Source organism: Saccharopolyspora mangrovi (assembly GCF_035320975.1).
In the GTDB taxonomy this organism is placed as follows: domain Bacteria; phylum Actinomycetota; class Actinomycetes; order Mycobacteriales; family Pseudonocardiaceae; genus Saccharopolyspora; species Saccharopolyspora mangrovi.
In genome coordinates this window covers 221,843-235,126 of record NZ_JAWLNX010000005.1, presented here as the reverse complement: position 1 = coordinate 235,126, position 13,284 = coordinate 221,843, and the positions used below count along the sequence as shown (strand labels likewise).

Here is a 13,284-nt window from a genome sequence, read left to right as displayed (position 1 = left end):
TGACCGGCGATGTCATCTCCCCTGTTCAACCAGATGGAAAACGCACTGGCAGACCTCCGGGAGCAGCAGGAGCGCATCCGGCAGGCGCAGGAGCGGGCCGAGCAGGAGACCACGACGGTCTCCAGCAAGGACCGCTCGATATCCGCGACGGTGGACCACCGGCAGCGGCTCACCGGTCTGAAGTTCTCCGGCACCCGGTACCGCACGATGGCGCCTGCCGAACTGGCCAGCAAGATCGTCGAGCTGGTTCGGCAGGCCCAGGACGAGGCCAACCAGAAGTCCATCGCCGCCTACAGCGCGATGGCGCCCGCGGGCTTCGGCTCGGCGCTGACCGAGATGGTCAACGGCGAGTTCGACCTGGACGAGATGTTCGACGAGGCGGTGCGCGAAGCCGACAGCATGGCCGACGCCGCCGACGACGGTGAGGGGGCCGATCGTGGCAAGTGAGGACAACGACCTGGTCGCCGCGGACATCGAGGCGCTCAAGCGGGGAGGTGTCGACCTGACCCGCATCGCCGAGACCGCGAACTCCATCTACGCCGACCTCGCCCACGACTGCAACGCCTTCGCCATCGAAGGTGACGACGACATCGCCAAGACGCTGCGCACGAAGTACGAGCCCGGGGAGAAGGACGGGCTGGAGTTCCTGCGCATGCTCGGCCTGAGCATCGGCACCGACGGCGAGAAGGTCGTCGACGTCGGCAAGACCTTCGACGACATGAACGAGACCGCGACCAGCGAGGTGAGCCAGAGCGGCAGGAAGTCATGAGCGCGGGCTCGGCGTGGCCTGCGGTCGCGCCGAGCCCAGTGGCGCGTGGACGAGGGGCTGAGGGCTGACTATGGCGATCATGGTTCCGGAAGAGGTCGGAAACCTCTTCATGGTCCTGACCGGTGAGAAGTGGCCGCAGATCAACGAAGATCAACTTCGGAAGTTGTCGGAGTCGTGGCGCAACACCGCCAACAGGCTGCGGGGTGAGCTGACCCCCGAACTCGCCCAGGCCATCAAGCTCATCCGCTCGGAGTTCTACGGCAAGGCGGCGATGCGCTTCGCCGACCGCATGGCGCCGTACGTCGAGAGCAACGGCTACATCGAAACCGCCGCCACCGGCTACGAGCAGATCGCCGGCTTCCTCAAGCAGCTCTCGGTGCAGACCGAGTACGTCAAGCTCGTCAGCCTGCTGTCGTTGATCGAACTGCTCGCCGAAATCGCCTGGGCCATCGCGATGGCCGGTCCCACCTTCGGCGCCAGCATGGCGTGGCTGGCCGGCCGCTACGCCATCGTCCGGTTCCTGCTGAAGAACATCTGGGGCCGGCTGCTCATGCGCGTCATCCAGGCGCAGATCTTCGGCATCGCCTTCCAGGTCGCCATCGATGCCGCCGCCCAGGGCATCCAGATGGCCAGGGGTACCCGCGACGACTGGGACGAGGACGCCACCAAGCAGGCCGCCGCCGTGGGCGCGGTCGGCGGCGCGCTGGCCCTGCCGTTCGCCGCGCTCGGTGGAGCGATGGGCAACATGCTGGCGAAAGGCCTGGTCAAGGGGATCGGCGACCAGGTCGACAACGACATCCTCAAGGCCGCCGCGGAGGCCGCTGCCAAGAACTTCGCCGACGACTTCCCGAAGGCGCCCTCGCTGGCCAAGTTCGCCACCCAGGTCTCCAACCACATGAACACCCACGTCGCTCGCGATCTCGGCGCCCACACGCCCGGCAACTACGCGGGCATGACGCTCAAGGGCATGTGGGCCGAGAAGTTCGGCCGCGGGCTGGCCGACGCGGTCGAGGAGGGCCTGCACGAGTTCTTCACCGAGGGCCTCTACAGCGCGATGACGGGCAAGGGCTTCCAGGCCAACCCGTACTCCTTCACGGCGGGCATGTCCGCCGATCTGGCGGGGAGCCTGGGCAGCGTCATCGGCGCCGGCATGTACGGCAACCTCACCCCGGGCAGCGGCGAGAACCCGTTCCTGGCCGCGCAGCGCGAGGGCGATGGCGGTGACTCCGACACCTCGCCGCTGCTCGACGGCGACGGAGACCTCGACACCTCGGGCATCGACGGCGACGCGGAAGGCATCTCCGGCGACGGCGTGGTCGCCGGAGCCGCTGGGGGGCTCGGGGGAGCCAGCGGCTCCGGGAACACCGGCGGCGGTGACCGCGGCGTGGGCGGGGCGGCGAACCCGAGCTCGCTGGGGCAGTCCCAGAGCCAGGTCCCCGGGCAGTCGAACCGTGCCTCCGGCGGATCGGGCAACAAGTTCGAGGCTGGTCCGGCGGCGCAGTCCGGCAACGGCTCGATCACCGAGTCGCAGACCCAGGTCCCCTCGCAGCCCGGCTCCGAGACCGGGTCCGAGAACGGTGGACCTGCGGAGACCGTCAGCGTCGGTGCCGGAGGTGGCCAGGGCTCGGTGGGCACCGGCGGTCCGGAGGTCGCCTCGGGGCAGGGGTCGTCGTCGAACGGTGATGCATCACCGGGTCTCTCGCCGTCGAACTCCTCCGAACCGGACATCTCGCCAGGGGTGCCGACCGCAGGTCAGCAGAGCCCGATTTCGTCCACATCGGACTCGATGATCGGGCAAGGCGATCCGCAGTCCCCGACCGGCCAGGTGTTCGGCGGGCAATCGTCCTCGCCGGAGGTCGGTGCGCAGGCGCCGGTGGGCGCCGGTGGGCAGCAGACCAGCCCGAGCGTTCCCGGGGACGTTGCTTCTCCCGCAGCGCAGGACGCTGGCACGAATCCGGCGCAGCCCCTCCCGCAGAACAACGCGCCGCAGCAGGACCCTGCGGCTCCGCAGCAGTCCACATCGGACGCCGATGTGATCGCGAGCACCACGCCGGACACGGCGGCGCAGCAGTTCGGTCAGGACGGCGCCGGGACGCAGCAGTCGAGCACGACCGTCGGTTCCGGCGCGCAGGTGAACCAGCCCGGTCAGGTGGAGTCCGGTCCGACGCAGCAGGCACCGCAGTCGCAGGCCGATCCCGGCCAGGTCCAGCAGGACCCGGCGGACGACGCGAGCTCGGGCACCTCCGACTCGCAGGCCCAGCAGCGCGACCAGTCGCAGCGGGGCGAGACCGAGCAGTCGGCCCAGTCGACCGGCACCGGCGCTCCGCCCGTCCAGCAGCCGGTCAACGGCATGCCCAGCACGGGGCAGACCGGGCCGGAGCCGACCAGCTCGACCTCGCAGGCCTCGACGACTTCGGCCGCGCAGCAGTCGCAGAACCAGTCGCCGTCGAACTCGAACCCGTCGAACACGCGCGGTGGCACGACGAACGGCGGTGCGAGCAGCACTGCCTCGCCATCGGCCGCCGAGGTCACCGCGACCTCGCAGACAGCGGTCCCGGAAATCCCCGGAACCCCGACGCCCGAGAACTCCGACGCCACGGTCGCGGTCGATTCCAGCGGCAACGCCGTCGACACCTCGCAATCCCGGCCGGACGGAGCTGTGGACGCCCAGCGGTCCCAGGACCAGGACGCCGCGCAGCACCAGCAGTCCACTCAGGACCAGGGCCAGGCGCAGGACTCCAACGACCAGCGTCCGGTGCAGGACTCCAACGACCGGAGCACGAGCCAGCAGGACCAGGACCGGACGGACACCGACACCGCCGCGAACGACGACATCTTCGCGGCGCTGGACCAGGATGCGCCCCTCGACCTGACGCTGACCGACCCGTCGCAGGTCACCTCCCCGCCGGTGCTGCCGGAGACGGCCCGCGCCGCGGACTCCTTCGCCGCCGACATGACCGCGCAGGTGGAGGAGACGCCGCGCCCGGCGGAGCTCACCCGCGACGGCATCATCTCCGGCAACTCCCGGCTGCTGCCCAGCGACGGCGTCTGGTCGCCGGGCCGCGACGCGCCGCTGGCCGCCAACATCGCCTCCAAGATCGACGTCGACCCGACGGTGCAGGCCGGACTCCGGCAGCAGTTCCAGCACCTGGTGAACACCCGAGGTGAACTCGGGCTGCTGCAGATCCTCGCCAGCGGTCGCAGCTTCCAGGTGCCCACCCGCGACGGTGCGCAGAGCGTGCACGTGCGGATGGATCCCGGCACCGTCGCCCCGGTCGCCGCCTCCGAAACCGAGGTGCACAACACCCCGTCGCAGAGCAGCAAGCACGAGGGCGCCAGCCGGTCAATCTCCAACCACGCCGTGTCCCGCAAGCTCCGGCAGAACGTCGTCGTCGGCTGGGTCGACTCGGCGATCGAGGTCGCCGCGACCTCGCTGAACCTGCGCGTCATGCCGTTCCTCGGTTGGGGCGAGAGCCGCACCAGCAGCGTCTCGGACAAGACCGGCAACACCCGCGAGCGCACCGCGAAGCTCGGCGGCCACCACAAGGCCTTCGACGTCAACTTCGAGGTCCAGTGGGAGTCCGACGGCAACAGGGGCAGCTCCCGCTTCGACCCCACGGTCCGGCTCGCCTACCCGGAGACGGTGCTGGAGAAGCCCCGTCCGGCACCCGCACCGGCCGGCACGAACCCGACCACGACGGCACCAGCCGTGCAGGCCAGCCAGAACGATCAGCAGACGTCGACCCACCCGCAGGACCAGGACAGCACGACGCAGAACACGCCGGCCCCGCGTGCACCGGTCCCGGTCCCGGCCGAGGTCCAGCAGCTGATCGCCAACCTCGACGGCTACGCCGGCATCGGCCGGCTCAACCGCAACGTCATGTCCAACCTGCCGGACTGGGCGAAGAAGGACACCACGCTCAGCGGTGGGATCGCTGACAAGGTCGACTCCTCGCAGTTCGTCGAGGAGACCTCCGAGGGCCTGGTCAACGGCATCGACATCAGCCAGCGCACCACCTACCCCAAGTGGTTGCGGATGCCGGGCAAGAACTGGTCGAAGCACCCGCAGGTCAAGGTGAAGGTCGAACCGCAGGTGCGCGGGTTCGAGAAGGTCGGCGACCCGCAGCCGATCCGCACCGGCGAGATCCTGCGCAACACCAAGGACACCGGAGTCTCCAACAGCATCGGATCCCGGGCTATCGGCGGAATCCGGCTCCGCGGCCTGTTCACCTCCGGCGAGGCCAAGATCGACGGGAACATCAGCCCGCTGCAGGTCGGCCCGATCGGGGTCCTCTCGCTGACCTCCAGCCGCAAGGAGTCCCAGACCGGCCGGGAAGCGGGCACCAACAAGGACAAGTCGCTGGAATCCGACGGCGCGCAGCGCTACCGGATCGACCTGTCGTTGGCCGCCGAGATCACCTCCCGGCCCGGTGGCAAGGCTGAATCCGACCCGGTCGCGGTGACGCCCACCGACGGCGCCACCTACGTGTGGGTGCGCAACGAGGACGTCCCCGAGTTCGAGCAGGTCCTCAACGACGCGCTCAACCCCGGCGGCACGCCGGCCACCGCGACCCCGACCGCCGTGCCCGACGCCGAACAGCGCGAACGCATCCGCACCGTGATCGACGGCGAGGGCATGTTCAAGAACGTCGTGCGAGTCCGCGGCACTGAACAGCTGCGCGACCAGGCGCGACAGCACATCCAGCAGCGGCTCACCGCGCTCGGCGCCGATCCGGGCACCGTCGACTGGAACCAGGTCAACCGCGACCTCAGTGGGCTCGGCCCCTACAAGGTGATGACCAAGTTCGACGACCTCACCGGCGACGGCAAGCCGGTGACCGTCGACGTCACCGCGGGCGGGCGCAAGTTCAGCTTCGAGCTCACCGGCGGCCTCGGCGAGGTGACGGGACGCCGCACGCTCGACAACGACGTGAAGTTCAGCGCGACCCGCAAACGCGGCAGCGGCTGGAAGACCGGCTTCAAGACCAGCCTCGGAGTCGGTGCACTGCTCGCGGTGATGGCCCGCACCACGATCCGGCCCTCCGGTTACGGCGCCAACAGCTACGTCGGCGGAATCGGCGGTCTCGGCGGGAGCTGGACCCGCGGAAAGTCCAGCGGCCACGGCGACAGCCTCGAATCCGAGCAGCGCATCAAGTACGAGGGCAAGGCCGACCGCATCACCCGCGACATCGCATGGGACCTCAAGGCCACCGACACCTCGGCGCGGAACCCGTTCAGCCGCAAGACACCCGCCACCACGATGCAGGTGCTCGGCCAGGCGGATTACCGGGTGGCCAGCTTCATGCTCGACGCCGACGCGGGCTGGCACCCGGGAGACCCGGAGCCGACCGCCGGGCGCGGTCTCGACGACGGCAACCGCGTCGACATGAACAACACCGCCGTGATCTCGGTCGTCGACCTCTACGACAAGGCCAACCAGGCCTTCCACGAGATGCAGCGCGACGCCGCGCGCAGCGCCAAGGAAGGCAAGTTCGAGCGGTTCCGCCGCTGGATCGCGCACGGCGGCAGCACCGACCCCCGGCACAGCGACCCCGCGCACCTGCTCGACGTGGACCCGCAGTGGTGGAAGACGCGGCTCCCCGGCATGTTCCACACCCCGCAGGTGCGTGACGAGGGCCCGCACGCCGGTTGGTTCTTCGACCGCGTTCAGCGCGGCGCCTTCGAGATGCGGGTGCACAACGAGCGGCCGCTCGGCCCGGTGCCCGGCAACTCGACGTGGGAGACCACCAACAAGACGGGCATGTCGGTCTCCGACGGCACCAGCAGGGGCACCGAGGGCGAGATCGGACTCAACTTCTGGGGCTCGATGGCCGACGCCGGCGCGGGCGTGTCCATGTCGACCGGGCACGGCAACGACGACTCGCTGAGCGGTTCGACCAAGGCGTCCTCGCAGGTCAAGGCGCCGATGCAGCTCTACACCGGTGACCTGGTGCTCAAGGTCCGGGCCGACGCCTGGCAGCAGCTGTTCGGCCAGCCCAACCACCGCTGGGACGCGATCAGCCCCTACCCGACCGGGGCGCAGAGCGACAGCGTGGAGATCGTCGTCCCCGACGGGCTGCTCTACGCCAAGCCGCAGAACCCGGTGACCACGCACCCCGACGCCCGGCTCACCGAGGACCTGCCGCTGCTGCGCGACCTCGGCAAGGGCCTCGACCGCTCGGTCGTCGTCTCCGGGTTCACCCGCGACGCGCCGGACGCCACCGCGCAGAACCAGGACACCACCCACGACCAGGACGGCCAGGCGCAGCAGCGGGAAACGCCGGAGCGCCTGTCGGACGACGCGATCCGGGCGCTCTACCACGCCGCGCCCGAGCTCTTCCCGGGCTGGACCCCGGGTTCCGGGCGCCCGGCACCGCTGTTCGACGCCACCAACGCGCTGCGCGCGCTGGACAACCCCGCCGACGTCCGCGAGATGCTCAACGGCGGCTGGCAGCGCACCATGTTCCGGTCGCGGTGGTTCGGCTCGCACTACTACACCTTCACCGCGACCGCCGAGCAGCAACCGGGCGCCGAGATCATCGACCGGGGCGATGCCGAGACCGGTGGCTACGTGGAAACCCTCGGCGTGCGCGGGCGAGGGGAGGACTCCTCGCGCGGCGTGGCCACCGCGTTGTCGCTCACCGCGTGGCCGATCGTGCCGACCACCGAAGCGGGCGGCACCGCTGCCCCCATGCCGGTCGCCGGTTGGTCGGCCGAGAGCAGCGCGGAGCAGGCCAACGAGGTCGACACCTTCCGCCAGGACCGCTCCGACACCGGCAACCACGTGGGCGTCCGGGCACCCGTGGAGGTCAACTTCACGGTGCACAAGTTCCGCGTCCCGCCGCTGCTGCTGTCGACCTTCACCGAAGGCGCGGTCGGCTCCAGCGCCTACCGGAACCCCGAGCTGCGCGAGGTCACGCTGCCACCGCAGCTGTCCCAGACGCGGGGCGAGGTCGACCTGAACCTCCCCGAGTTCCTGCTCGACCAGCCCGCGAACCACACGCCCGCCGGTACCGGGCGCGACATCACCGGCGCGGCCCGGCAGACCCCGTCGTTCCAGCTGGCCAAGAGCACCCGGGACCCGCAGCTGACCCAGCAGACCGTCGACGCCATCGTCGACGCGCGCGGTCACAAGGACCTGGTGAACCGCTGGTTCGGAGCGGGGACGCCCAACCGCGGCAAGATCGACGCGTTGTTCTCGCCGGACATGATCGTGCCGAACATCGGCGCGGACCGGCAGCTGCTCAGCGACGACGGACACACCAGCACCTTCCGGGTGCACGACCGGTTCCTGGCCGTGGACTACGAGGTGCAGGTCAAGGCCCGGCTGACCGACCCGCGGTTCATGCACTCCTGGACCGAGGCGCAGCACGAGGAGAAGCACGGGCAGGAGTCCGGGCAGACCTCCAGCGAAGCCAACACCCGAGGTGCCGATGCCGGATTCGGCATGATGGCCATCCACAACGCGAACTGGAGCAACGCCGAGAACTCGGCCTCGCGGGCCGTCTCCGACTCCGACACCTCGACCGCCGCGCTGGAGCAGAGCCACAACACCCGCACCCGGCAGCAGGAGTGGCGCCGCTACACCGCGATACCGCACTACGACGTGGTGATCCGCTCCAAGCCGCACTTCTCGCCGTTCTGGTCCGAGCACCGCCGCGAAGGCGCCAACGGGTTCACCGGCACAACGGTGGAGTTCGACGTCCGCGACGGCGAGCACGCCCCGTTCGAAACCCCACCGCTGACCGCACCCGCGACCACCCCTAACTCCGACCAGGCACCCGCACCCCAGGACGTGGCCGATCGGGAACCGGCGGGCACGGCGCAGGATCCCGAGCAGGCGGCCCAGCAGGTCCAGGTTCTCGAGGACCAACTGGCCGAGCTGAACTCGCAGCACGGCAAGCTGATCAACCGGCTCAACGGCATCGCCGACGCAGTTCGCGCCATGTCCGAATTGCACCTCGACGGTGGTCCGCGGCCGGACGCGCGACAGGTCGAGATCATCCACCGCGCCGCCGCTGAAGTCACCGCACCCGACGTGGAGAAGCTCGACCAGGTCGGGCGGCAGATCGCCGAGAACGAGCTGGCGCTGCACGACCTCCGGCGCGAGAACACCGACCTCGCGCCCAGTGCTCCGCCGAACGCGGTGCAGGACAACGGCATCCGCCCGGACGAGACCAGGACCGATGGACGCGGCAGGCACTTCGACCGCTCTGGGAACCTGCTCGAGCAGGGGCAGGACGGCCAGTGGCGCAAGCAGAAGTACTTCGCCCTGCCCTGGCTGGACGACCACACGATGGTGCTGGGCGTCACGCCCGAGACCAACCCCTACACCGGCCAGCCCAACCGCATGGCCGGATTCCCGGCTGCCCCCGGCGGCAACGCCCAGCAGCGGCACATCACCGACGACGGTGACGTCGTCGGCGGCGCGCTGTCGGACCAGATCAGCTCCGACCTGCACGGGAACTACCGGCTCAGCGGGCACGACGGACCGGCCCGCTCCGCTCCGGGCAGCGGGAACTCCAAGAGCGACGCGCACTTCGTCCCGGCCGCCCTGGAACGCACCGGGCAACCGCGCCAGCCCACCGCCAACACGCAGGAGACCGGGCGCAGCGTCGAGATCGACGTCCGCTCCCTCGGGGTGACGCAGCAGAACACCGACCGCGAGATCCTCGCCGCGGTGGCCTACTCGACCGGCATCGACGACTTCGGTTCGCGGCGCGCCGAGGAGTTCTTCGCCGATCCCGCCAGCGCACAGATCGCCGAATCCATTCGCGACCGGTTGCCCGCGGTCCCGCCTGCTCCCGCCCAGCAGCCGGTGGCCGAGCACCCCCTGGACGCCGATGAACCGCTGCCGAAGTTCGAGGTCGAGGCCGAGCGGTGGAAGCCGCTGGACAACGCCTTCGTCTTCGACAACAGCGGCGCGCAGCCGACGATCCAGCGCGGCCCGGAGAGCGGCATCCGGCAGGAGATCCGCTACACGCTCACCCCGGAGCCCGGCCGCTGGAACTTCGAGACGAAGCTGCACCTGCGGCCTGCTGAGGGCGTCACCCAGGCCGACCTCGCCAACGTGCGCGCCAACACCGCCGCCGGCATCGAGCAGCTGGTCAACCGGCAGGCGCACGTGCTGCCCGGCCCCGACGTGGAGGCGCGCGCCAACGTCGTCTTCGTCGACGACCCGGCCGACTCCCACAGCACCATCGACGTCGTCCCGGGTGTGCCCGACGACCGGAAGAACCCGATGGACCAGCACCGCTGGGCCGCCGCAGCGAGCCCGTCGGACTTCACCCACGAGGTGATGCACTTCTTCGGGGTGCGCGATGCTTATCCGCATCCGCGGCAGCTGCTGGACACCGCGGACAGCCCGGTGCCCGGTGACTTGATGGACGTGCGCCAGCCCGGCACCGACTACCGGGTCCTCGACCGGCACATGCGGCAGATCATGGACGTCGCCTCGCCGCACCTGCCCGGATCGCTGGTGACCGACGGCGTGATCCCCTCGGCGTCGGGCACCACGTTCGACTCGCAGCGCGAGACAAACTCGTCCGACGTCTCGCCGGCGGTCCCGCCCAGCGACCGCCCTCGACGGCACCACGGCGGGCATCACGACCCCTACGGAGGGCGGTCGCAGCAGTCCCGGTCGTCGCACGGGCCGCGCTCGCACCACTCGTCGTCGTACACGACCCCGTCGTCCTCAACGGCGGTCCCGTCCTCGCAGCCGGCCGGTCCGGTGCGGTTGGACAACCCGCAGTTGCGGGCGAATCCGCCGCGCCCGCAGTGGATGTACCGGGGCGACACCCGGCCGCCTGCGGAGATCTTCCGCGACGGCATGACTTCCTGGGGTCGGGACTACGACCTGGTCAGCCACGTGCACGGTGGCGATGCTGCCCGCAACTCCGGTTACGTGTCCGTGACCCCGAGCGCGACGGCCGCGCACCAGTTCGTGGTGCCCGACGGCGGTGAGCCGGTCCGGCACCACGGTCGTTGGTACGTGCCGATGTCGGGGCAGATCTACCAGATCGAGTCGTCCGGCAACATGATCCACATGGCCTCGCAGAACCTGCCTCGGGATCTGCTGGACCGCATGCAGTACCAGACCGAGTGGGATTCCGTCCGCCACGTCGACCCGCGCAACATCCACTCGGCGATGACCGTCAGCGGCCGCTTCCACCAGGGGCCGGACGGGCGGCGCACGATCCTGCCAGGCACGACCCCTCAGCTGACCAATGTGGAGAACCGCGGCTACGTACCTGGTTTCCGGGGTTACGACCCGCACGCGGATCCGCGCAGCGGGTTCAGCCGCAACACCGATCTCGGACTCGCACCTCCACGGCCCAGCCGGTCGTCGCACGAGTCGATCCGGTCGGTGCCGGCCTCCTCGACGTACGCGACGTCGTCGTCCTACTACCCGGTGACGAGCTCGTCGTCGTCCCGGTATTACCCGACGTCGAGCGACAGGTACTACTACGACCGGCGACCGGGACTTCCGCCAGGCCAGGCCGATTCACCGGGAGCAGCCCCCGCACCCGGTGGCCAGAGCAGCCCCGGCTCGGTTCGGGTGCCCGGTTCGATCGCCGACAGCCCCCGGATCCAGGCCCCGGCCGGGCCGGTCAGCACCGAGACCGTGGCGGCGCAGATCGACCCCGGCGCGAACCGCGTCGTGCTGGTTCCCTCCCCGGAGCCCGGTGGGCGCGGCGTCGAGTTCGCCGACAGCGGTACCCGGGTCGCCAGGGACCTCGGCAAGGAGGTCGTGGCGCTGGTCGACAACGGCCGGGGCAAGCTCCAGTGGCGCAGCTTCCAGCCCGACGGATCACGGCCGCGCGTCGTCCGCGACGACAACCCGGTCACCGCCGACAGCGCCACCCCGGAAACCGCGCCCCCGGCCGCGGAGCCGCGGCCCAGCCCGCAGCAAGCCCCGACCTTCACCGTCGAATCCGAGCGGTGGAAGCCGCTGGACAACGCGTTCGTCCTGGACAGCGAGGGCGGTCGCCAGACGATCCAGCGCGGTCCGGAGAGCGGTATCCGGCAGGAGATCCGCTACACGCTCACCCCGGAGCCGGGGCGCTGGAACTTCGAGACGAAGCTGCTCCTGCGCGCCGCGGACGGGGTCAACCTGGCGGACCTCGCGACCGTGCGCGCCAACACCGCCGCTGGCATCGAGCGGCTGCTCAACCAACCGGAGAACGTGCTGCCCGGCCCCGACGTCCGAGCGCACGGCAAGGTCACCTTCGTCGACGACCCGGCCGACGCGGACGGCATCGTCGACGTGGTCCCGGGTGTGCCCGACGACCGGAAGAACCCGATGGACCAGCACCGCTGGGCCGCGGGAGCGAGCCCGTCGGACTTCACCCACGAGGTGATGCACTTCTTCGGGGTGCGGGACGCCTACCCGCATCCGCGGCAGTTGCTGGACACCGCGGACAGCCCGGTGCCCGGTGACCTGATGGACGTGCACCAGCCCGGTGGCGACTACCGCATCCTCGACCGGCACATGCGGCAGATCATGGAGATCGCCTCGCCGCACCTGCCCGGATCACTGGCCACCGACGGGGTCATCCCGCCCGTACCCAGCAGCACGCCCAGCACCCAGCGCGGGACCAACCCGTCCGACGTCTCGCCCGGTGTTTCACCGGACGACCGCTACCGCTACTCGCACGAGTCCTCCCGGTCGCACCGCTCGCATCATTCGTCGTCGAGTCGGCACGCGCCGTCGTACTCGACGTACGTGGCCGCACCGTCGTATTCGAGCGGTTCGTCCCGGGCGGTTCCGGCGCAGCCGGCCGGTCTGGTGCGGTTGGACAACCCGCAGTTGCGCTCGAACCCGCCGCGCCCGCAGTGGATGTACCGAGGCGACACGCGCCCGCCGGAAGTGATCTTCCGCGACGGGATGACGGCCTGGGGAACCAACTACAACTTGGTCAGTCACGTGCACGGTGGTGATGCGGCGCGGAATTCGGGGTACGTGTCGGTGACGCCGAGTTCGGCGGCGGCGCACCAGTTCGTGGTGCCCGACGGCGGTGAGCCGGTCCGGCACCACGGTCGTTGGTACGTGCCGATGTCGGGGCAGATCTACCAGATCGAGTCGTCCGGCAACATGATCCACATGGCGTCGCAGAACCTGCCGCGAGACCTGCTGGACCGCATGCAGTACCAGTCGGAATGGGACTCGGTTCGGCACGTTGACCGGCGCAACATCCACTCGGCGATGACCGTGAGCGGCCATTTTCACCAAGGGCCGGACGGGCGTCGGACGATCCTGCCGGGAACGACCCCTCGGTTGTCCAATGTGGAGAACAGAGATTTCGTCCCGGGTTATCGCGGCTACGACCCGCACGCCGACCCCGGTAGTGGTTTCACCCGGGACACCGATCTCGGTCTCGGTCGGTCTTCGAGGCGGCGCCGCTCCCCGTCCTACGACGAAGACGACTACGACGACCACCCGCCTTCGTCGTCCTACCGCCGACGGTGAAACCCGCTCGGCGACGGCTCATCAACAGTTGAACCCCTCCGCGCTC

At 70.1% G+C, this 13,284-nt stretch carries 3 protein-coding genes; all 3 read left to right on the top strand.

Annotation, left to right across the window (positions count from 1 at the left end; all coding sequences use genetic code 11):
- The first annotated feature begins 9 nt into the window (after nt 1-9).
- The 3 genes from R4I43_RS09760 (at nt 10) to R4I43_RS09750 (ending at nt 13,238) form a co-directional block, all read left to right on the top strand.
- Nucleotides 10-447 carry a YbaB/EbfC family nucleoid-associated protein gene (locus R4I43_RS09760; protein ID WP_324265242.1) on the top strand — a complete coding sequence of 146 codons (438 nt, stop codon included), beginning with the start codon at nt 10-12 and terminating at the stop codon, nt 445-447.
- Entirely contained in the window at nt 437-769 is a 333-nt protein-coding gene (locus tag R4I43_RS09755; protein ID WP_324265241.1) for a hypothetical protein, read from the top strand. Before R4I43_RS09760 ends, R4I43_RS09755 begins: the two co-directional genes overlap by 11 nt.
- Nucleotides 770-848: 79 nt before the next feature.
- Nucleotides 849-13,238: a WXG100-like domain-containing protein gene (locus R4I43_RS09750; RefSeq protein ID WP_324265240.1), complete on the top strand. Its 12,390-nt coding sequence runs from the start codon at nt 849-851 to the stop codon at nt 13,236-13,238.
- The last annotated feature ends 46 nt before the right edge of the window (nt 13,239-13,284 follow it).

Coding starts and splice junctions, on each gene's coding strand:
- R4I43_RS09760 (WP_324265242.1), top strand. CDS start 10: ATGTCATCTCCCCTGTTCAACCAGATGGAAAACGCACTGGCAGACCTC.
- R4I43_RS09750 (WP_324265240.1), top strand. CDS start 849: ATGGTTCCGGAAGAGGTCGGAAACCTCTTCATGGTCCTGACCGGTGAG.